Here is a 23475-nt window from a genome sequence, read left to right on the forward strand (position 1 = left end):
TAAATAGCACATCTTGACTTGAGAGCATTCATTACAATACTATGACCCACTAAATTCTATATTCCGATTGATAGTGTACTAAATGATTAGCCATATACACCTGAAATCAGGCGAAAACAAATACGCAGGCTCAGTATTATTTTACAAGGCTAAAGAATACGTTAACTACTAGGAGGGTATCGATATGATTACTGTGCAGTTCATGAAGCCGTTTTATACAAAAGTGTCGGGAACGAAACTACGTCTTGTGTTTGCTTACCAGTATTTCTCGATTACGAAGGACGATGAAGTGTACCATTTTATTCCGATTGAAGGAAAGGAAATGATCGTCAACCTGAACACGATGCAGGTTGAAAACATGTCGGAGGTATTCGTGTTCCAGCGCGGCAACCGATTTATCCGATTACCGCTGTATCAGCTGCTTTTAGTATCGAATGTCCATGAGCATCTGATGCCGATTCTTGAGAACTCAGCAGGAGACATCCAGCCAGTGAAGGCCGAAACAGATGAACTGGACGCAGAAATTGCCGAGCTGATCCACACACTTGAAGAATCGAACCTATCTCGTTTGATCGATGTAGCACTTGCTGACCGCAACGAAGAACTATTCTATGACTTAATGACACAAAAGGAAAAATTAAACGGAGGCTATGCAATGTGAGCGCCACCTCTACGTGAAAACACCGATGAAAAATATTTCTTCGGTGTTTTCTTATACTAAAAAAGGATAGGACGACGCTTTCTTGCTTTAAAATAGTAAAGCGAATAACAGACATAGTAGAGATACTGCGGGTTTCTGAATTACTATAGTAGAAAACGTTTGAAAAACAATACTATTCAAATTATACTGTGGGTAGATTCATGGAAATACTGATGAATCTTTCCTCAACCCATATTTGCCTCTTTTTGCTCTGGCGAAAAGAGGGCTTTTTTTATGTGGGGAGAGTAGATGTTGAGTGAATTTAATAGAACTGCTTTAAAATGAAAAACGATTAATCAGGGTAAGTTACATAAGAGCCGACCAGCGGTTACAGCCGGCTTGCCGAGTCTCTTCCTCAGCTGGATAAAATTTATTTCCCACAATCGGCGCAAAGTTGTATACTATAAGGTAGTTCTTTTTGAACGGGCTAGTGAAAGCGCTAGTGGAACCTATACAAAAGTTTCAGGAACTAAACTACATTCCTAGACGTTTATAAAATAAGTATCTATTCTTTTTCGAATTTGAAAGGAAGTCAAAGCAATGTCAAAATCAATTTGTGTCGTTGGGCTTGGGTATATCGGTCTTCCAACGGCAGTCATGTTTGCAAATCACGGCGTGAAGGTACACGGTGTTGATGTGAACCCAGCAGCTGTGAAAAGTATTCAAGAAAAGCAATTGCACATCGAGGAAACGGGCTTGCAAGAGCGTTTAAATAAAGCAGTCGATGAAGGATTCCTGACTGCATCGACGACTCCGCAGGAAGCGGATGTATTCATCATTGCCGTACCGTCTCCGATTAATCCGGACAATACGGCAAACCTGGAGTATGTACGTCAGGCGACAGCCTCCATCGTACCTTACGTAAAACCGGGCAACCTTGTTATTTTAGAGTCGACGGTTCCACCGAAGACAGTTGAAAATATTATGCTGCCAGAACTTGTGAAATCAGGTCTTGAGATTGGGGAAGAGTTATTCGTATCGCATTCACCTGAGCGCGTGATCCCTGGCCGTGTATTCGAAGAGCTTGTGAATAACGACCGTATCGTCGGCGGTATTAACAAAAAGTCCGCTGAGATGACAAAAGAGCTTTACGAAACATTCGTACAAGGAGCAATCCATTTAACAGATGCAACAACAGCTGAATTAGTAAAAGTAATGGAAAACACATACCGTGACGTGAATATTGCATTTGCCAATGAGCTTGCGAAGCTTGCGGAAAAATTAGATGTGAACATTTGGGAGGCAATCAAGTTTGCCAACTATCACCCGCGTGTAAATGTCCATTTCCCAGGTCCGGGTGTCGGCGGTCACTGTATCGCGGTTGACCCATGGTTCCTTGTAGAGCTTGGCGGCGAAACAGCGCAAATCATTCATTTATCTCGTAATACAAACGATTCCATGCCGAGCTACACGGCGCAAAAAACGCAAAGCATCCTCAATAAGGCCGGCATTGCGGGCGCAACAGTAGCGGTACTTGGACTTGCGTTCAAAGGAAATATTGACGACATGCGTGAAAGTCCGTCGACAATTGTCATCGATGAGCTGCAAAACCTTGGCTTGAATGTCGTATCATTCGACCCGCATATCAAGGAAAACAAGCACGCTACACAAACGCAAAACCTGGAGGAAGCAACAGCAAATGCAGATATCCTCCTGTTCCTGACAGACCATAACGAATTTAAGACAATTGACGTTACTTCGATCCAAGCGAAGAATAAAATCGTCTTCGATACGAAAAACTGTCTAGACCGCGGTGCTTGGGAAGCAGCAGGATTTGATTTCCATCTGCTGGGCGATGCAAAAAACTAAACACAACAGGAGAGCAGGGTGCATATGCGCGCTGCTTTTCTTTATGATGGGTAAACTTCTTTTAAGGAGATTACTGTAGAAAAGGGATACGAATAATAAAGAAAACTTTAGATGAAAGAAGGTATCACCATGAAAGAAACAGTCCTGGGCATCCAGGTAAATACGGAAAACTACGATGAACTGATTCCAAAAGTATTTGAGCGTATTGAAACAAAAGAAAAGTCACTGATCGTTGCTATTAACCCTGAGAAAATTATTAAAGCAAAAGAAGACCCGGCATTAAAAACATTATTAAACAATGCAGAATTTCAAATTCCAGATGGGATTGGCGTTATTTTGGCCTCGAAAATCCAAAAAGGGCAGATTACATCGCGTGTTACAGGTGTGGACATGATGCTGCGTCTTTGCGAGGAAGCATCAAAAAGACAGAAGCCGATTTTCCTGTACGGCGGAAAACCGGGAATTGCAGACAAAGCGGCAGAAAAGCTACAGGAGCTGTATCCGGGGATTCAAATTGCCGGCACACAGGACGGCTATGAAAAAGATAACCAAAAGGTAATCGATAAGATTAATGCAGCAAAGCCCGACCTGTTATTTGTCGCAATGGGTTCACCAAAGCAAGAAAACTGGATCAATGCCAACCGCGGTCAACTGCACCCGACAATTTACCAGGGTGTTGGAGGTTCATTTGATGTATTGGCTGGTAACGTAAAGCGTGCACCGGAAGCATTCCAAAAGGTAGGGATGGAGTGGTTTTACCGATTGATGAAGGAGCCGCACCGTATCAAACGTCAGATTAAGCTGCCGTTATTCCTTCTGGAAGTAGCGAAAAACAAGACTTCAAAATAATTACAGAACATAATTTTATGTTTAATTATTACATTAAAAATTATTTATGTAATCTTTGTAATAATCCGTTGTTCTTTTTTTAAGGAAATGCTACACTGTAAATGTTAGTAAGATTTCCTCTTATTAGGTATAGATTTAAAATTTCCCTGCAAGGAAACGGTTGGTAGCCCACTTGTCATTCATAAGTGGTTGTGGATGGCAAACAAAAGGCGGTTCTGTGAAAACAGACCGCCTTTTGTTATGGCTTTTTTTGACGAAAGGTGTCGATAAATACCGATACAGCAGTACTTTCGAATTTTTATTAATATCTTTCTTAGATGCCGCATATATGTAGATGGCGTGTGTTTTCATCACTTAAAATCTCCTGAAAAATGGTAAAAATGCTGTATTTCGAAGAAAATAATTGTATCTATTTAACAAAAAATATTAAATTTACAGAAACTACTGTTATTTGTTTTTTCTTTATGGCATAATTAGGGAGGTTTCTAGTTATCTATCAAAATGGATAATGTTGAAAGTTTATTACCTTTTTCATTTTTATTATGGAATTATTGGTAAAAAACAATTGACATACCAAATATATACTACTAAACTTTAGTGTGTATTAGTTCTTCACGCTAGTTTTGTAGTGTAGGTAACTAACTAACATTATAAATGTAATTCGAGGAGGAAATTTTCAATGGCTAACCAACCAAAGAAATACAAAAAGTTTGTAGCAACAGCTGCAACAGCTACTTTAGTAGCATCTGCGATCGTTCCTGTAGCTTCAGCTGCATCATTCAGCGATGTATCTGAAAACAACGAGTTCGCTCCATACATCGACGCATTAACTGAAGCTGGTATCATCAACGGATACCCTTCAACAAACACATTCAAACCAGGAGCAGCTTTAACACGTGGCCAAGTTGTTAAAATGCTAGGACGCTGGGTTGAGTCTAACGGTGTTGAAATTCCATCTGACTGGAACACAAAAGCTCGTTTCACAGACGTGCCAACTAACCACAAAGACCAAGAATTAGTTAAGTACGCTGCATTAGTAGCAGACGAAGGCGTATTCGGCGGTGCTGCTGGTAAATTAATGGCAGGTAACAACATCACTCGTCAACAAATGGCGAAAGTACTTAACGGTGCTTATGCTGCAGTTAACGGTGAATCTCTAATCGAAATCGCTGAAGGCGTAGACAACGTTCGTATTCCGGACTTATCAAGCGCTCGTGCAGAGTTTGAAGATGCAATCCAAGCATTAATGGATCTTGAAATCTCTTCTACTAACAGCGGTAACTTCCGTCCATTAGAGAACGTAACTCGTGCTCAATTCTCTAAATTCTTATATAACACTATCAACTTTGAAGCTGTTGACGTAGCTCCTTTCGAAGTGAAAGCTGTAAACAGCACAACTGTTGAAGTAATCTTCGACCAAGATATCGAAAACATCGACAAAGTGAAATTCGCTATCGAAGGCCTTGATATCAAAGGCGCAGTAGTTAAACAAACTAGCAAACGTACTGCAGTATTAACTACTTCTGAACAAAAAGGTGGCACAGAATACACTGTAACTGTTGACGGCGAAAAAGCTGGTACATTCGTAGGTATCGCTGCTGTAATCCCAACAGCTATTAAAGTTAACACGCAATCAGTACAAGGCGTGATTGGTGAAGAAGTTACTTTAACAGCTGCTGTAACAGTTCCAGAAGGCCAGTCTAAAGAAGGCGTTTCTGTAACGTTCAATATCGTAAACAACCAAACTACTAACGAGAAAATCGAAGTAGAAGCTTTCACAAACGCTGAAGGTGTAGCTACTTACAAATATACTCGTTACTATGCTTCTGAAGATAACGTAGCAGCATACGCTACTAAAAAATCTTCTGTAGTATCTCAAGGTAAAGTTTACTGGGCTAACAAAATTCAATTAGCAGTTTCTGAAATCACTAGTGGTAACGAACTTGCTAATAACACTAAAAAAACTTACAAAGTAAATGGTAAAGCAAACACAACTTACTATGTAACAGTTAAAGAGAACCTTGGTGTAACTCCTGATAAAGTTACAAAATTAAATGTCCAAACTACTGGTGTAGATACATTCGTAGTACCTGCTGAATTATCGACAGGTGGAAATAATGTAGTTGCAACAGTTCGTACAGATGCAGATGGCGAAGGAACATTCACTGTTTACGGTTCAAACTTAACAGCAACTCCAATTGTATATGATGCTAAAACAGTTTCTGGTAATGTAAACTCTTCAGGTGTTCTTGTAGATGATGAGTACGCTTCAACTGCATTACAAGCTGAAGCTCCAGCAGTTAAATATTCTCAAGTTGACAAATTAGCATTAACTGTAGCAGCTGAAGGTACAGCAAATTCTGCAGAGTATGTAGATACGCCTGATGCTTATGATCAAAACTCTGTTGGTGGTCGTACTTATACAGTTACTGTGACTGATAAGGACGGAAAAGTTGCTCCAGAAGGTACAACTGCTTATGTAACTTTTGAAGATGGTAACTTCTATGGTGATGTTTACTTTACAACAGCTAAAGAAAAGTTCAAAAAAGTAACAAAAGACACTCCTTATGCAATCACAGTTGGCAAAGATGGTAAAACAACTTTCCGTGTTGCTGGTAAAGGTGCTACTACTTTCGCAAAACCAACAGTATTCTTAAATACTGCAGGTAATGTTACTCCTGTAGCTTTAAATAAAGAAGATATTCAACAAGTTGCAGAAGCTACTTACTTCAAATCACCTGTTGTTAAAAATGCTACATTAACAGTTAAAGATAAATTTGGTCGTACAGTAACTTCATTAGCTTCTGGTGAAGAAGCATACTTCACTTACCAATCAGTAGACCAAAACGGTTTCGCATACCGTCCAGCTAGTACTACTACTGGAGCTACTACGGCAACAGTATGGGTTCCTGTAGATTTAAACAATGATGGGTCAGTTGATTATTATGTTCAAGAAACTAGAACAGTGGGTGGTACAACTGTAACTCAATACACATTAGCATTTGATGTGACATCATTATTTGGAAATGCAACTGTTAAAGATGCAGCTGGTAAAGTTCTAAATGCATCTCAAAACCATGGTAATACTAAAACTTACCAAGTGACATCTGATGCAGAAGGTAAAGCAATTGTTAGCGTTACATCTTCAGCTGCTGATACAGTATCTGTGAATGTAACTGGTTCAAACAATATCTTACCAACTACATCAGCAACAGTATCATTCACAAATTCAGCAGCTGTTCCAGCACTTTACACTGGTGTTGTAGAATCAATTAATAGTTCTAACCAAACACTTAAATTTGCTGGTAAAAACCCAGTTTCTTATGGTGGAGATAAAGTAGTATTCCGTAATTTAAATAACCAACCAATCGCTAATGCTGATGATTTTGCATCTTTATTAGTAAATGCTGCTGGTCCTGTACAAGTTACTTATGAAGTAAAAGACGGTGTAACTACTTTCTATATCTATAGTATTGGAAATGCAAATGGTGTAGGTGCTCCAACTGATACAGCTGCTGCTCCAACAGTTACAGCTACTCTAGTTGATACTGACCTTGATGCTAATGAAATCGGTGGTACTCTTGCAATTTCTGCTAATAACTCTGCTGTTTCAACTGTAACAGTAGATGGTACAGCTTTAACTCCAGTGAATGGAGTATATACTGTTGCTCAAAATACTCCTGCTAATGCAAAAATTGTTGTAACTGTTGTTAACGCTGTAGGAAAAACAGCTTCTACTACTGTAGTCGTAGAGGATGTTGTAGGAGATTCACAAAAAGCGGCAGCAGTGGATACACTGATTGAAGGTTTCACAACACCTAATGCTACTCAAGCAGAAGTAACAGCAGCAAGAACAGCATATGATGCATTAACTACTGCTCAAAAAGCATTAGTAAAATCAGCTAATGTAACAAAGTTACAAGCAGAAGAAGCAAAATTAGCTGATGCAGCAAAAGCAGCAGCGGTAGATACGCTAATTGAAGATTTCACAACACCTGATGCTACTCAAGCAGAAGTAACAGCAGCAAGAACAGCATATGATGCATTAACTACTGCTCAAAAAGCATTAGTAAAACCAGCTAATGTGACTAAATTAGAAGCAGAAGAAGCAAAATTAGCACCAACTCCTTAATAAAAATAAACGAAACGTTACTTTATAAGCTAGTTTACTAGTGAAATAAGTAGATTGAGGCCTCATGGATTATACTTTAACTAGTTAAGCTTCCATGGGGTCTTTTTTCTAACTGTCGTGGTTGGAGTCATCAGGGAAGTGCTGATGTATGAGAAACAGTTCCAATTGCTCATGAGCCTAATCCTCCTGCATCCAGTGAGTGTCTATCTGCACGAAGGGATGAAGTCAGGTGAAGTCGTACTTGGGTGAAATTCCCGAGGCGGGGCTCCTTAAAAAATGATTATGGCTAGGACGACGAACCCACGTAGGCTGTATGTGTCAATTACATGTGCGAAATGGCTAGGAGTTCACATGTATTTCTGTCATCTTCCATGATGATAAGAGCATCCGAACAATTTGGAACTGTTAAACGGATGATGTGCATACTGTATAGTGGGAGCCTAAGGTCATTAAAAGAAGGGACCAACACGATGGAACGTTTGAAGTCTTACTAGAAGAGGTGGGTTAGCACCTATGAGGCTGGTAGGATGGCAGCGGGTTTGTAGTAGCGTGGATCGCTAGCCGCTTGGACTTGCATGGTAACATGTAAGGAGGAGAAAACTAGCAGGAGCGAAGGAACCCAGTCAGTGGATAAATTCTAAGCTTATTTCCCCAAAAGTAAATTTAGAATTCAATAAATTCTTTCTTATAAAACGCTGATGGTGCCATATGTTAGGAAAGTGAGTTAAATAGGAAGGCTTGTATTCAAGCTATCTTATTTATAAACTATTAATTTTCTAAGCATATTTTTTGTATGTCTTTTAGGATTTCTAATAATAGGACGCTATAAGAGAAAAAACCTCTTATAGCGTCCTTTTTAAATGGCTAAAATTATAAAGTTAACATTAATTTACAATGAATTCTTTGTTCATTAAAACTTTATCCTGATAAGTGTAAAAAAATGAATAATAAAATTATCCATCTTTAAAATTAAAAATTCTTATCAATTTTTTCATTAAAATATGATATAAACTCATCAATAAGTAATTAAAATATCATTAGACACTTTACGGAGTTTAATGAAGTCAGAGTTATCAGGTCAATACTTGATGACTCTTTTTCTTTTGATATAAAAAGTAAGTTTACATTCTTATATCATTTATTTAAATATTAGAAACATTGCATTAATAAAGATATGTTTTCATATAGTATATGGGGAAGTAAGTGTAAGAATTTCATTGACGGAACGCCGTATGCGATGAAAGTCGCCTGTACGGTGTAGGCCCGAACCGAAAGCCGCATTCTATGCAGTATAAGACGGGAATAGCAATTTTAGTCTATCAATCATGCATATGAATGATACACATGCAAGCTTAGCAAATGCTGCTAAAACAGTTACAGCTGTAAAGCAAGTAAGAGCGGCAAAACCTCAGGCATTATTACTGAATGCGGGAGACGTGTTTTCTGGAACATTATATTTTAATGAGTTTAAGGGACAAGCAGATATAGCTGTTATGAATTTAATGAAATACGATGCCATGACATTTGGTAACCATGAGTTTGATTTGGGATCAAGTCCTGAGGGTCATAAGGCCTTGGCTGATTTCATTAAAGCAGCGAATTTCCCGTTTGTCAGTTCCAATGTGAATTTCTCAGGAGATGCGAATTTTACAGGATTGTTTACTGATTTAGTATCAAGCAAACCTGAACAAGGGAAAATCTACAATGGAATCATTAAAGAAATTAATGGTGAAAAAGTCGGAATTTTCGGTCTAACGACAGCTGAAACGAAAGACATCTCAAGTCCTGGTAAGATTCAGTTTGAAGATTATATAGCTGAAGCCAAAAAAGCAGTTGCTGCTTTTGAAGGACAGGGAGTCGACAAAATCATTGCCCTTACGCATATTGGCTATGATGACAATGCGGCGGTTGACAATGATTTAACGTTAGCGAAAGAAGTAGAGGGAATTGATGTAATTGTAGGTGGTCATACACATACAGAGCTAAAGGCTCCTGTGGTGGTGACAGATAATCAGACACCAACAGTTATTGTACAGGCAAAAGCGAATAATGAATTTTTAGGTACGCTAGATGTAGAGTTTGATAAAAACGGTGTTGTTGTTAAACATGAAGGCAAACTGATCCCGGTTGGTTCATTGGCAGAAGATGCAGAAGCGAAAAGTGTCTTAGCCGAATTTAAAGAACAGGTTGATAAAGTAGCAGCAGAGGAAATTGGTGTAGAGGCAGGCGTAGCTCTGGAAAACCCGCGGACGAATGGTGATGATACAAAGCCAAGTGTACGTAAAAATGAAACAATATTAGGGAATTTAATTGCAGATGGCATGCTTACAAAAGCGAAAAGCTTTAAAGGTAAAAATGTGGTGATGGCACTTCAAAACGGTGGAGGAATCCGTGCTGCTATTAACGAGGGTCCTATTACTGTAGGGGAAGTCATTGAAGTATTACCATTTGGCAACACATTAGCCGTTATGGATGTAACCGGTGCTGAGCTGAAAGCGGCATTCGAGCATAGTCTCGGTTCATATCCAAAAGAAAACGGTGGATTCTTGCATGTGGCTGGAGCAAAAGTGGAATTTGATTCTTCTAAACCAGCCGGCCAACGTGTTGTTTCAATCAAATACAAGGATTCATCAGGCAGCTATGTAGACATTCAAGATACTGAGACATATGCAGTAGCAACAAACGCCTTTACAGCCCAGGGCGGAGACGGCTTCAATATGTTCAAAAAGGCTTACGATGACGGGCGTGTAGCAGACTTGGGATTATCTGACTGGGAAAACTTTAAAGAACATCTTCAAGCATTAGAAACACTGCCAACTTCTACTGAAGGACGTATTATTGATGTTGTTACTGCTCCTATAAAGGAAGTAACTCCCGGAGAATTTAACGGAACAGAAATTGAGCCGAAAGTATTTGAAGGAAATATTAAAGTCGATGTTTCAAATATTTCCGAGTTGAAAAATGCGGAGATTAACGGTGACCTCGTGTTATACGGGAAAGCTGCTGCAGAAATCAAATTTGCCAATATTAAAGTATCAGGTAATTTAATATTGGTCGATTTAGACCATGATCAGCTAAGCTTTGATGGCATTGAAGTAGCAGGAGATACAATTCTATAAATGAAATAAAGGCCTTTTTCTTGCAAAGAGAGGGCCTTTATTCCAATAAATATCTAAAAAGGAGCAAAATGAACATGTCTAATAAGAAATGGAGCAAATCGCTAAACACTTTATTAGCTTCAAGTTTAGTAGCAAGTATTGCCGTTCCAGCAGTTCCAGCAGTCACTGTTTCTGCAGCAGGTACAGCACAGGACCTTATTATTTCTGAATATATTGAGGGGTCAAGTTTTAATAAAGCCATTGAGCTTTATAATGGAACGGGTACAACCATTGATTTAGGTCAGTATAAGTTAGAGTTATATGGAAATGAAGGTGCAACACCAACACAGAGAGTTGACTTGAAAGGTACATTAGAGAACGGGAAAACTTACGTTATTTACCATAAAGATGCGGCGGTAGGGATAAAGAACGTTGGGAATTTAGAAAATAGTGCAGTGATTAATTTTAACGGTGACGATGCCGTTGTATTGAGAAAAGCAAATGTAGTTATTGACTCAATCGGTCAAGTTGGGGCTAAAGTAGAAAATATTAAAGATATGACTTTAATAAGAAAGAGTAATATTACTACCGGTGATACAATTATCGATGATTCTTTTAATCCAGCTAATGAATGGATCAATTTAGGAAAGGATACATTCAGTAATTTAGGTATTCATGAGATGAAAGGAACAGACGGAGAACCCGAAAATCCTTCACCAATCAAAGTGAAAGATGTAATTGTTTCTCCTGCATCCACAACAGTTCCTAGTGGTACAAAAATTACATTATCTACAGCTACAGAAGATGCCGCAATTTACTATACAACTGACGGCTCTGAACCAACTGTGGAAAATGGCACGCAATACAGCGGCCCAATAGTTATCGATCAAACAACAACGATTAAGGCGATTGCCGTATTAGAAAATCTGGAAAACAGTAATGTAATGACTGTTACTTATACTGTTGTAAATGAGACTGACATACCGTCAATTGCTGATGTACGTAACCAACCTTTAGGTACAACAGTTACAGTAAAAGGCAGAGTTGCAGCTAAGCTGAAAAATACAATTTCTATCCAAGATGAAACAGGTGGTATTGCAGTTCGTCCAACAAGCTTGAATGTATCAGTTGGAGATGAAGTTACTTTAACAGGTAAATTGGCCGATTACAGAGGGTTATTACAATTAGATTCAGCGGCGATTGTAAACAATCAGGCGGGTGCAGGTGTACCGAATCCAAAGGTAGTGACAGCTCTTAACGAGGAAAATGAATCACAACTAGTAACGGTTGAAAATGTAAAGTTAACAGCTGTAGCGGGGACAAGCTGGAAAAACTATACGGCTACTACAGCAGACGGGGCTGCATTTATCGTACGGGACGAAACAGGTGAATTATCTACCCTTGCTGTGGATTCGGAATATGAGAGCATAACAGGAATTGTACAGCAATTTGATAATGACTATCAAATCATTCCACGCTCCGAGTTGGATATCGTACAAGACAGCACTACCTTAAAGCCAGCTGTGGCTTTGCCGGCAGCAGGCACTTATGTCGGTAAACAAACAGTAACCTTATCGACTACCACATCGAACGCGGAAATCCTTTATACGCTGGATGGTACAGATCCAACAACTAATGGAACTAAATATGAAAAACCGATTGAAATCAATGAAACAACAACATTGAAAACGGCAGTCAAGGCACAAGACGGTACGTTTAGCGAAATAGCAACATTCGAGTACAAAATTACAGACGGTCTGCAAATTCATGACATTCAAGGTGATGGACATAAAACATCGTTTGAAAATGAAACGGTAGAAGTACAAGGGGTAGTTACCTATTCCTTTACACTAAATGGTGCTTATTATTATACAATCCAAACACCAGATGAATTAGCGGATGATAACCCTCACACTTCGGAGGCCATTTTCTTATATGCAGGTACTAGGTCCTGGCCGGTTGCTGTAGGAGATTTAGTAAAGGTGACAGGTAAAGTAAGTGAATATGCGTACGATGGTTACAGTGACCGTCAAACAACAGACTTGAAAACAACACAGATTAATGTACGAAATGATCAAGGCGGTAAGGTAGAAATCGTGCAAAATAATGTGAAGCTGCCCGAGCCTCTTGTTTTAAATGAAAATAATATAAGCTTTACTACAATTGATAATGATCAATTCAGTGTATTCGATCCTGAAGAAGATGCAATTGATTTCTGGGAGAGCATCGAAGGAATGCGTGTGCAGGTAGGCAATGTAAAAACCGTATCTCCCCAGGAACATGGCGATTTGATTACAGTACTTGAAAATGAGCCAACTAACTCTTTACATGGCGGGCTTTTGTATGAAGAAGGCAATGCTAATCCAAATCGGATCCAGTTCCGTCTGGAGCCAAATGGAACTGCACGAGATTTCGAAGTAGCGACTGGTGATAAGTTTACGGGACCGATTACGGGAATTGTAGGCTACTCCTATCAAAACTATAAAATTTATGCCGACTTAGATGAAATGAAGCAAAAGCATGTAAAAGGCAATACAACTCCTGAGAAAACAACAATTGTGAAAGACGAGAAGAAATTAACAATTGCATCTTACAATTTAGAAAACTTCTCAAATAATACAGGTGAAACATCGAATGATAAAGCTCAAAAATTAGCACGTGCTATTGCGAAGGACATGGGCAGTCCAGATATTATCGGGGTTACAGAAGTACAGGATAACAATGGTTCAAGTGCTGGTAATGCGGCAGCAGATCAAAGCTATCAGCGTTTAATCAATGTCATTAAAGCGGCTGGTGGACCTGAATATAAGTATCTAAATATCGATCCGGTCAATAATGCGGATGGCGGTGCGCCAAATGCAAATATCCGTGTAGGATTCTTATATAATCCTGAACGTGTGTCGCTGCCAAGTGGAATTCAAGCCGGGGATGCTACAACAGCAGTAGGATATGAAGATGGTAAACTAACGCTTAACCCAGGGCGAATAGACCCTGGCAATGCTGCATTTAACAGCAGCCGTAAACCGCTGGCTGCACAGTTCGAATTCCAAGGAGAAGAAGTCATTGCTATAGTTAACCACTGGAATTCTAAATCCGGAGATACACCGTTATTTGGTGCAATTCAACCACCTGTATATGAAAGTGAAATCCAGCGTAAAAAGATTGCTGAAATTGTCTACAACTTTATAGAAGACATTAAAACTAAAAATCCGAATGCCAATATTGTTTCGGTAGGGGATTTTAATGATTACCAATTTGCGGATGCTTTAAAAATCCACGAAGGTAAATTGATGACAAACATGATTAATAAGGTAGAGCAAAAAGACCGCTATACGTATTTGTATCAAGGGAATTCGCAAGTGCTGGACCACATTTTAGTATCGAATAATTTAGTAAATAAAACAGAAATCGATATCCTTCATATTAACGCTGACTTTACTGATATGGCAGGACGTGCAAGTGACCATGATCCAGTAATGGTACAAATAGATTTATCAGCAGCAGAGGGTGAAGAGCCGGTAAAAGCTGAAAAAGTTTATAAGTTTACTAATTATAAGACGAAAAAATTAACGATTACAAAGCCAAGTGTAGAGCTTCACCTTGACGGGAACTCACACATTGAGGAAGGAATTGTTATTAACAGTCATTATAGTGAACTGCACGGAGAAGGATTTAAAACGACAACAGTTACAGTCAAGCCGGATCAGGCTGATTCGATCATTGATTTAAAAGGTACAGAGTTGAAAAAGCTGATTGTTGACGGTACGAATGTAACGGAAATTAGAGGTGCGGAAAATATTCAAGAGATTGAATATTTGAATGGTGCATCGGCAGAGAACATTAAAATGACAAATTCAAAGGGGGACCCGATTTCGGGCCCTTCTTTTCCTGAAGAGAATCGAGCACCGGTAGTTTCATCAAAAATTGAAAATCAACAAGTTGATAAAGGAAAAGAAATCTTAATTGACCTTGCGAAACATTTTACAGATCCTGACGGAGATAAAATGAACTATTCCTCTACTAAGGGAGAGATAGCTGACAATATCCTAAAACTAAATTTAGAGGTCGGCACTCATCTTATAGGAGTAACAGCTACGGATGGTAAAAAAAGCATTACCACTCAATTTAGTGTAACAGTAATTGATAATGAAGCTCCAACAAGTGATTACTACACTAGTGCCTATGGAAAAGATGGGCAAGAATTAAAATCAGCTCTTCATGAAATCATAGATGATCATAAAATCCTATCTTACAGCACTGCTTGGGAAGCGTTGAGAGAAACGGATGAAGATCCAAGTAATTCAAATAACGTCATCTTGTTTTACTCCGCAAAATCAATTTCTAAAACAAGCAATGGAGGAAACGTAGGGAATTGGAACCGCGAACACGTTTGGGCAAAATCTCACGGAGATTTTGGGACAAGCAACGGTCCAGGTACAGATATACACAATTTACGTCCTACAGATGTACAGGTAAACAGCGCCCGGGGGAGTCTGGATTTTGACAACGGAGGAACGGCGGTAAATGGCTGTAACGGCTGTAAACGCGATTCAGATTCCTTTGAGCCGCCTGATCATGTGAAAGGAGATGTCGCCCGCATCTTATTTTATATGGCTACACGTTATGAAAAGGGCGACAGAGTAGACTTAGAGTTGAATGAGAAAGTTAGTAATGGCAAAAATCCTTATCACGGGAAGCTTTCGGTGTTATTACAATGGCATAAACAAGATCCGGTAAGTGATTTTGAAAAGAAGCGTAATGAAGTAATTTACAAGTGGCAGGGAAATCGTAATCCATTCATTGATCATCCAGAGTGGGTGGAAATGATTTGGGGGAATTAGAGAAAATAGGCCAGCTTGAAGGCTTGGTGAGATGAAATTAAAAGTATATTACTTAATAGCTAATATCTATATTGCTGATATTGAAACACAGTGACAAGGTGCATTTAATGCTCTATCGGGAAGAGAATTCCGGTAGGGCTTTTTTGATTTCGTTACCTGTACTGAGTTACCGCATTTGCCTATCTAGCTGGTTAATTTAAAGTATAACAAAGTACAGAAATGAATTTTATAAATTATATTCATGTGGAAAACGATATAGCGCTGGAGACTACATGGGGACAGTGTAAACTATTAATTTGAGTCGAATGAATAACAAACTAAGTATAAGGCGAATAGTATAACACGCACCAAAAGAGACAAACGGGGGCAGGCAGTAAACTATGAGCCTCAATCTATTTCGAGGAGGTATCACCATAAACGTATTCAATATAGCGGTTAATAATGTCATATTGTTTGACTTAAAACTAAATTAAATAGCTAACAGCACTCTATAAATCGCCGTATAAACTCATGATCTTTTTTTGTTAAGAATTTTAGTATTGATAGGGGAGATTCTAGTGACAAATATCTAATACTAGCTTATTATATTTCTTGGGGAAATAAGTTTTGAATAGAAAGAACTAGTGCTGACGGATCGCCGTATGCTATGAAAGTGGCTTGTACGGTGAAGGCTCGTTATAAACCGAAAGGATAAGGCGAGAATAGTAACGGTCCAAATAATCCAGGACAAAATGAGCAATTACCGAGATTTGGTACGTATGAAGTTTCGTATAATACACATAAAGATGATATGAAGCTATATATGGAAGAACGGCTGAAAAATGAATTACCAACTTCCTATGCTTCGGATATGTTCAAAAATGCGAACATTGAATCGATAACATGGACTGATTTTCCTGCTGTAATTCCACAACCAATGCCTGATCCTAGCAGTCCTATTAACGGGGATAATTTAGACTATGATTATCACTTTACAGTAGTGGTAAATGAAAATGGTAATTTAGTCAGTATTCCAATTATCGTAAGGATTGAATTTGAATAAGTTCTTGGACCTCACCATTTCGGTGAGGTTTTTTTATACAACAGAACAAAAATGAATAATATACGCTAGCGTTATTCTTATTGTTACTTCTTTTGGAGAAATAAGCTTTTAAAAAATAAGCGTTTGGCTAACGTAATTACGGCCTTTTATCCTGTATTTTAATCAAAATCATTTTTTATTTTTTGAGACAGTATCTTTCGGTACTCTATTCTACAAATATAAACAAAAATAAAAAGAAAATTGTAAGAAAATATAATTAATTGTCTTAATATTTTGAATTGTTTTTATGATATTTATATCATAGGAGGAATATAATTGAAGGGGGAAATAAGTTGTGAAGAAATTATACTATTGACGGATCGCCGTATGCGATGAAAGTCGCCTGTATGGTGAAGGCCCGAATCGAAAGCCGCAAATGTGGTATAAGACGGGAATAGCATCATTATAAAAGATTTAATCACTCCTGAAACTATAACAGCAAAAGTTGGAGATCAAGTAAAGCTTCCGGCAACTGTTACAGCGAAAATGAGTGATGGGACTACGAAAGAAGTACCTGTTAACTGGAATCCTAGTACAATTGATACTTCGATATCAGGGACGCGAACGGCAGTAGGTACTGTAGAGAATTTTAATGGAAAGGTGGTATACACAGTTATAGTTGAAGCAGTAGAGACAGGGAATGCACAAATCAGTTTATATAAAGATTCTACTTCTTCAAACAATAAATTTAACTTTGAAAATATATCTAATTTCTATATTGTAAACAAGCAAACGGGCACAAAGTACAATGATGGAAAGACTCCAAGCCAATCTACAAGAAAGAATCAGTTCGAAATGTCCGGTTTGCCAACAGGTGAATATACCATTCATGTAGAATTGGCAGATGGTATGGTTATTAGAGAAATTGAATTAGGTGAACCCTATAAAGAAAAAAAGTATGATCCAGACACTAATCCATTAGTAATTAGTAGTAAGAAGACTACTTATGTTAACGTAGTGATAAAAACAGAAACCACTTTAGCGGAAATTAATCCCCTTGAAGACTTAATTGTCCCTGCAAATATTTCACTTGAAGAATTTAACACAGCCCTTCCAAAACAAACAACCATTATAGATTCGTCAGGTAAAGAACACTCAGTAGATTTAAAATGGGATATTAGACCATTTAATTTTGAAAGCTGGAGAAAACCAGGTGAGTACACTGTGACTAGCGAGTTCTTTACCCTTCCCGTCAATGTCTCCAATACTGAACCGGCAACTAGATTAGAAGTAGCGCTAAACATTATCTTCAAAAATATAATGGATCCTGAATTAGAAAATGCAATTACTGAAGCTGAAGAGGCAGTTAATGCATTAGTTGATGCAGTTAAAAAGGCCGGTAGTTCAGATGAAGCACAAAACGAAATTAGTAAAGCGCAGGAAAAAGTGAATAAGGTAAAAAAACTTGATAGTGAATATGACACTTCTATTTGGGAAGGCGTCATTAAAGAGCAGCAAAATATTGTTGAACAAGTGAAGAAAAAGGAGAAAGAAAAAGCTGATCAAGAAGCAGGTGCAGCAGTAATGGATCAAATAAATCAGCTTCCTTCATCGAAGGAAATTAAAATAGAACATAAAGGAATAGTAGAAGCAGCTCGAAAAGCGTATAGTGCCCTTACAGCAGATCAGCAAGCCTTAGTTACTAACATAGCCAAGTTGTCAGATGCTGAAAAAGCCATAATGGCAATAGAAGAAGCGGCGGCTAATGAAAAAGATGTGTTAGAAGCTAAAAAAGCTTTAAATGTTACGGTACAAGGAGATAAATTAACATTGGCAACCGAAGGAAGTAAGAGAACTTCAATCGCATGGAAGTCTTCTGATTCAACATATGTAAATGCCTCTACAGGAAATGTGAATAGACCTAAGCTTTTTACACAAACAATCACGTTGACTGCAACAATTACTAAGGGTAGTGCAAAAGTAACTCAATCATTCACGGTTAAGGTCCCAGCACCTTGGTGGGCAATAACTGTCACTAAAGATTAATCTCGAATCCCAAGCATTCAACGACATTTCATCACTAAATCCAAGGGGCAGCAGCGACACTTTATATTTAATGCAATAAGCAAAAATAGGGAGCATGGGAAACCATGATTCCTATTTTTTATTGAAAATTAATACTCTGAATTGTCGGAATTTCCTGGTTGGGTTTGTTTATCTGACTTTCAACTTCCCTTATAATTGAATTGGGGAAATAAGTTAGGAACACTGCTGACGGATCGCCGTATGCGATGAAAGTCGCCTGTGCGGTGAAGGCCTGTTCGAAAGCTGTGAAAAAAAGATAGACAGTATAAGGCGGGAATAGCGAAGTTGTGCTTCAAGACCTGGATAGTGCCAATATCGAAATTTTAGATCGTTCTTACTGGGGAAATCCGGCTTCATTTCGTTTTACTTCAGATAAAGGGGCTGGAAATAATAAATGGACAGGCTCCGGTCTAAAAGCAGGTGATACCATTCGATTTATCGCAGGTTCTGAGGAAGCTGTTTTTACATTAAATTCGGATTTTTTAAAGAACATGACTGGTAATCAATGGACTGTTAGTACATTTGGGGATTTGAGTCTATCGCCACATTTTACATTCAGTTCAACTGCAGTTAATTTCGACAACCAAATAACTGCCGGCACGAATGTAATGGTAAAATTACAAGGCCAAGCAGGCAATGAGTCTGCAGGTTTCATCATTGTAGTAAAGGAATAAACGATTACCTTTCCTTGCTCCTGATATGCTCGCTAATAAATACGTTTATGTACCGTCTGTACGTACAATAAATGAATTGATATAGAGCAACATACCTGGCAGATTACTAGGTATGTTGCTCTTTTTAGATAGTCAACGAAAAAATCAAGTCATGAAAAGCTGAGCGGATGCAGCATTATATTATATAGGCTGCTGAAGTAATGATCGTTATAAATGATTCTTTTTAATTTCTGCTATAAGTTTATCCATACTTTCTTCGCTGATTGAAAACATTGTTTGCCTAAAATTGAAACCCTGCCCCGTAACAGTTTTCATTTGAGAAGCGGACATCGGTGTTTTCAGTACCTGGAATTGATTGAGCTTGGTAAAAGTTTCGGCCTTTGGATGACCGTTATAGTCTTTTTTATCAAATTTCCCTGTTCCTGTTCCGTAGGCTACGATGCCGACGCCGCTCTGATAGAGGAAGACACAGTCGCCCTTTTGGATTTTTTCAATTTTCTCCTGCCAGCCTTTATGGTAGGCGGCAGCTTTTTGTTCACGGATCATCTCCTGGGTTGTAGCTGGGTTGTTTGAATGGTTCGTATTTAGTACATAGGCGTTGCTTTCATATTCTAAAAAGCTATCGATCGGTGAGTACATATTAAATTCCAAGTAGTACTCCCCGTTGATTTCAAATACCCAATAGACGATGGCGTCGATTTTCAAACCATTTTTCTTCCAGTAAATAATTGCCTCGACAGTCTGCTGATCGAGTCCATTGGTCATTATAATGAAGTGCTGCTGCTGGTTGAACAAATCTTTTGCAAGCTTTTCGGAACTCCCTTTGTCGAAATATTGTTGATGTGCATCATCCAATTCGATCGTTGTTTTGCTATAGCTCTTATATTTTTCATTCAGCTCATCATATGTACTGTTGCCAAATAGTTGTCCATATCGAAGCACCTGCAGTAAGTTTTCCTGATTGGAACCCCATCTTTTCAGTTCGAAAATGTACAAATCACCGTTCTGATCGAGCGCTAAAATATCAGGCTCCTCCTGCCGCGGCCGCTCATTGAAAATTGTCATCAGTTCGTTGCTGGAGATAAAGTCTTGTAGATGCTTTGAAACAAGTACTTCCAAGTCTTTTTCCTTCCAGCCTATCGAGCTTAAGCTGACTTTCTTGACCTTCGAATAATCGTGGGAGTTGGTATCGATTTTGTATAACATATGAATGGTTCTCCTTTTGCTGTGGTAATTAATACCATTATAGTATTGGTGTTTGCTCTAGACAATAACAATGAGATGATTACTTTCTATATAAATTGCTTTTTCTTCCTGATTTTCATAGAACAAAAGGCATAAACCATTTATACTATTAAAGGTATGTAAATTATTTCAAGAACTTATTAACGAAAAGAATATAGCAGGCTAAAATTGTCGGAGGATTGTTATGAGTGATGTAATGTTATATGTGTTGATAAGCGGCATATTAATGCTTGGAAGCTATTTTATGCTCCATTCTGCAAAAAAGCAGATGAAAAGCAGGCGGAAGCTTTATAGAAGGCGCTCTATAAGTAGTTTTATGCAGAGTATTTTGCTCGTTGTAAAAGGTGTCCTGGCTATAGCTTTTTTAGGAATGGGCATTGTTTTTGTTTCTCTAGGCATGGATGAGTATAAAAAAGGAAACCAGCCTGAAGTAGCAGGTGCAACAACGGAAACTCCATCTGCTGAAAAAGCAGGAGAGAAGGAGAACGTGGATCCAGGAAAAGAGCTGTATGAGAAAGGATACGAAGCCTATAACAATGGCCGGGCAGAGGAAGCGATGGAGCTTTTTCATAAAATCAGGAAAAAGTCTGCTTATTATACAAAGGCACAAGAATCGCTTGAGCTGATTGAGCAAGAGCTATATTGGAATAGTGTAGATTATCCGACCTATGCAGAAATTACGAAGAGTCCTGAAGATTATGTAGAAAAGCTTGTCTCCTTTGCGGGTCCAATCGTTGATATCGTCGAGCACAAAGGTAAAACGTTAGTTGTAATAGCAGCAACATTTGAAAATGGCTATGCTGAAAGTGATGTGCTGGCCGTCTATCCTTCTACAACAGAGTATATGGAAAATGACATGGTGACAATTACCGGAACTATGAAAGGCAGCTATTTACAGGTGGAACAGAAGAACTTTATAGGAAACTATCTGAATGCAGCTTACAGTTTTTCTACGACCGGTTATTCCAATGTAAACCAAATACCTGTAATTGAAGCAGATTATATTGATTAAATGGGGAATCATTATGCCAAGATGTTTGTATTGCCATACGATGAATCATGCAGATGCATTGTCGTGCAAAAAATGTAAAAAGGTGTTGCCTGTGTCGAATGGGTATACCTGTCCTAAATGTCAAACGGTGAACGGTCCTTTTAGGGATACATGCAAGTCATGTAACTTTGATATAAGAAGCTTAAAGGTGCCGGAAAGCCAATCGAAAGCTAAGCGTAAATCCAAAGGAGACTTTTTTAGCTGGGTTATGCAGACGGTGAAATACATAACGGTACTGATTTGTTTATTGATTTTGGGATATGCTGCGTATTTCTTTATTAACTAAATAGTGAAAAAGGGGTGTCAAAAGCGGATTTTGTCACCTTTTTTTACATTAGAGTATAAAAATAGCTTGTTTATAAGGAGAACACAAGCAGTTATCAGTACTCAATTCTTTGGCGGCATCTGTTAGAAGAATATAAGAGAAAAAAGACAATAGATTGATTATAACAATACTTGGTAAGAATTTAAGACAGCCGAGGGAAGAAAGGGGAGCCATTATGGAAGCACGAGTACTTTTAAATGAAGTAACAAGTATTTCGAAGAAGTATCAATTGATTAATGAAAAGACGGGGAAGAATTTTAATATTTTTCGGATTTTAGGGAACGGTACGGCGGAAGTAGCGATTTGCAGAGTGATGCACGAATTATTGGACCCTTACGGAAGTCATGGACAGGGGGATATCTATTTACGGTCATTTGTTCATTCCGTTCTTCAGCTCGAGTTTACGAAAAAGGATTTTGAAACAGCACAGGTATACCGGGAATATGTTATTGATGAGAACCGCCGAATTGATTTATACATAAAAACAAGAAATCATGCTATTCCGATTGAAGTGAAGATTTGTGCAAAGGATCAGGCGAAACAGTGTGAGAATTATTATCGGACAGCTGTAAATTCACCTATCTATTATTTGACGCCGACAGGCTCTATGCCTACAGAGGAAAGCCTAGGGAGCTTGAAGAGAGAAGATATCCAGTGCATTTCTTTTCGAGAGTCAATTGTCTCGTGGATAGAAAAATGCATCACTCTAAAAGAAACGGTCCGGCTTCCTTCCATTAGAGAAGTATTATGGCAATTCCTAGATACAATCAAACTGTTTACAAACCAGGTAGGAGATGAGCAGGAAATGGAGATTCAGCAGCTACTCGCATCGAGCAGCCAGAATATGAAAAGTGCGCTGCAGATAGAGAGTAATATAAATGAGGCCCGAATTTTACTGATGAAGCGGTTATTTCAAGCTTTGGAAGCTGGCATAGATATGGAGAAACTGCATATACAGGATGACTATGCTTACAATGATTATAAAAGAACGAAAGGTTATTATACTAAAGGCAGGAGCGGTCTGCCAGGTCTTCATTATGTATATAAAAAGGATATAGTAGAAGGAAATGATCTTTGGTTTTCTATTGAAATAGATGATTATTTGTACGCTGGCTTTTATCTAGATGCCGAAGATGAAGAGAAAGAGTATTTAGCTTTTGAGGAAATCCAGGCATTATTGCCGCATAGAGAGAAAGTTAATCGAGACGGTTTGTATTTACATTGGGAATACCTTCCCTTACATGAAGAGGAGAAACCTAATTTTCGTTTAGCCAGCCTTTCGGATTCTTATAGTGACTTATTTGATGAGGCAGAATTTCAGGTATTTGTAGAAAGATGCTTAGAAGGTATACATAAGTTACTGAATTGCCATTTATCAAATGACTGAGTTTTCTCTATAGATCATTAAATAATTGGTAGATAGGTAAAGCCCTTTCCTCTAGCAAGTCAAGATGATGCATATTAAATAGAAGAGATGAAAATAGTGGTGTTCGGTTTTCTAGGCTTATCCAAGTATTAGCTTTTAAACATTCTGCCTCACTTTCCATTTTCTTTGCTATAAATAGTGATTCTGTTCCTTTTAAAATGTCATTTCCTATTAGTAAACGGGGGCTTTCCGTCGGTAATCAGGCTATTTCATTTTCTT

General features: G+C 38.4%; 13 protein-coding genes. 11 read left to right on the forward strand and 2 right to left on the reverse strand.

Annotated features, from left to right (window positions below):
* Positions 1-184: 184 nt before the first annotated feature.
* The 3 genes from AA0Y26_RS02430 (at position 185) to AA0Y26_RS02440 (ending at position 3358) form a co-directional block, all read left to right on the forward strand.
* Entirely contained in the window at positions 185-661 is a 477-nt protein-coding gene (locus tag AA0Y26_RS02430; RefSeq protein ID WP_413364796.1) for an IDEAL domain-containing protein, read from the forward strand.
* A 579-nt stretch (positions 662-1240) separates the two neighbouring features.
* Positions 1241-2509: a nucleotide sugar dehydrogenase gene (locus tag AA0Y26_RS02435; RefSeq protein ID WP_413364798.1), complete on the forward strand. Its 1269-nt coding sequence runs from the start codon at positions 1241-1243 to the stop codon at positions 2507-2509.
* 129 nt (positions 2510-2638) lie between these two features.
* Complete coding sequence (locus AA0Y26_RS02440; protein WP_413364799.1) at positions 2639-3358, forward strand: WecB/TagA/CpsF family glycosyltransferase; 720 nt, start codon at positions 2639-2641, stop codon at positions 3356-3358.
* 135 nt (positions 3359-3493) lie between these two features.
* Here AA0Y26_RS02440 and AA0Y26_RS02445 read toward each other — a convergent pair whose 3' ends face one another.
* Complete coding sequence (locus AA0Y26_RS02445) at positions 3494-3712, reverse strand: hypothetical protein (RefSeq protein WP_413364801.1); 219 nt, start codon at positions 3710-3712, stop codon at positions 3494-3496.
* A gap of 325 nt (positions 3713-4037) precedes the next feature.
* On the opposite strand from AA0Y26_RS02445, the gene AA0Y26_RS02450 reads away from it, so the two are divergent.
* From AA0Y26_RS02450 to AA0Y26_RS02475, 6 genes are all read left to right on the forward strand, one after another.
* Positions 4038-7490 carry an S-layer homology domain-containing protein gene (locus tag AA0Y26_RS02450; RefSeq protein WP_413364802.1) on the forward strand — a complete coding sequence of 1151 codons (3453 nt, stop codon included), beginning with the start codon at positions 4038-4040 and terminating at the stop codon, positions 7488-7490.
* 1325 nt (positions 7491-8815) lie between these two features.
* Positions 8816-10609 carry a bifunctional metallophosphatase/5'-nucleotidase gene (locus AA0Y26_RS02455; RefSeq protein WP_413364804.1) on the forward strand — a complete coding sequence of 598 codons (1794 nt, stop codon included), beginning with the start codon at positions 8816-8818 and terminating at the stop codon, positions 10607-10609.
* A 74-nt stretch (positions 10610-10683) separates the two neighbouring features.
* Positions 10684-15429, forward strand: a complete 4746-nt coding sequence (locus AA0Y26_RS02460) for an endonuclease (RefSeq protein ID WP_413364806.1) — start codon at positions 10684-10686, stop codon at positions 15427-15429.
* Positions 15430-16219: 790 nt separating this feature from the next.
* Positions 16220-16471 (forward strand): hypothetical protein, encoded by a 252-nt coding sequence (locus tag AA0Y26_RS02465; RefSeq protein ID WP_413364808.1) that lies wholly within the window; start codon positions 16220-16222, stop codon positions 16469-16471.
* A 456-nt stretch (positions 16472-16927) separates the two neighbouring features.
* Positions 16928-18496 carry an Ig-like domain-containing protein gene (locus AA0Y26_RS02470; RefSeq protein WP_413368020.1) on the forward strand — a complete coding sequence of 523 codons (1569 nt, stop codon included), beginning with the start codon at positions 16928-16930 and terminating at the stop codon, positions 18494-18496.
* Between the two features lie 326 nt (positions 18497-18822).
* Positions 18823-19209, forward strand: coding sequence for a hypothetical protein (locus tag AA0Y26_RS02475; protein WP_413364810.1), 387 nt, complete (start codon positions 18823-18825; stop codon positions 19207-19209).
* Between the two features lie 207 nt (positions 19210-19416).
* Here the strand turns inward: AA0Y26_RS02475 and AA0Y26_RS02480 are convergent, their stop codons facing one another.
* Positions 19417-20415 (reverse strand): hypothetical protein, encoded by a 999-nt coding sequence (locus AA0Y26_RS02480; RefSeq protein ID WP_413364811.1) that lies wholly within the window; start codon positions 20413-20415, stop codon positions 19417-19419.
* Positions 20416-20638: 223 nt separating this feature from the next.
* Between AA0Y26_RS02480 and AA0Y26_RS02485 the strand changes: the two genes are divergently transcribed.
* Positions 20639-21466, forward strand: a complete 828-nt coding sequence (locus AA0Y26_RS02485) for a hypothetical protein (RefSeq protein ID WP_413364813.1) — start codon at positions 20639-20641, stop codon at positions 21464-21466.
* A 539-nt stretch (positions 21467-22005) separates the two neighbouring features.
* Positions 22006-23217, forward strand: coding sequence for a PD-(D/E)XK nuclease family protein (locus AA0Y26_RS02490; RefSeq protein WP_413364814.1), 1212 nt, complete (start codon positions 22006-22008; stop codon positions 23215-23217).
* The last annotated feature ends 258 nt before the right edge of the window (positions 23218-23475 follow it).

Origin of the sequence: Lysinibacillus canaveralius, assembly GCF_047301505.1 — a bacterium.
Classification (GTDB): domain Bacteria; phylum Bacillota; class Bacilli; order Bacillales_A; family Planococcaceae; genus Lysinibacillus_B.

Coding starts and splice junctions, on each gene's coding strand:
- AA0Y26_RS02430 (WP_413364796.1), top strand. CDS start 185: ATGATTACTGTGCAGTTCATGAAGCCGTTTTATACAAAAGTGTCGGGA.
- AA0Y26_RS02435 (WP_413364798.1), top strand. CDS start 1,241: ATGTCAAAATCAATTTGTGTCGTTGGGCTTGGGTATATCGGTCTTCCA.
- AA0Y26_RS02440 (WP_413364799.1), top strand. CDS start 2,639: ATGAAAGAAACAGTCCTGGGCATCCAGGTAAATACGGAAAACTACGAT.
- AA0Y26_RS02450 (WP_413364802.1), top strand. CDS start 4,038: ATGGCTAACCAACCAAAGAAATACAAAAAGTTTGTAGCAACAGCTGCA.
- AA0Y26_RS02455 (WP_413364804.1), top strand. CDS start 8,816: ATGCATATGAATGATACACATGCAAGCTTAGCAAATGCTGCTAAAACA.
- AA0Y26_RS02460 (WP_413364806.1), top strand. CDS start 10,684: ATGTCTAATAAGAAATGGAGCAAATCGCTAAACACTTTATTAGCTTCA.
- AA0Y26_RS02465 (WP_413364808.1), top strand. CDS start 16,220: ATGAAGCTATATATGGAAGAACGGCTGAAAAATGAATTACCAACTTCC.
- AA0Y26_RS02480 (WP_413364811.1), bottom strand. CDS start 20,415: ATGTTATACAAAATCGATACCAACTCCCACGATTATTCGAAGGTCAAG.
- AA0Y26_RS02485 (WP_413364813.1), top strand. CDS start 20,639: ATGAGTGATGTAATGTTATATGTGTTGATAAGCGGCATATTAATGCTT.
- AA0Y26_RS02490 (WP_413364814.1), top strand. CDS start 22,006: ATGGAAGCACGAGTACTTTTAAATGAAGTAACAAGTATTTCGAAGAAG.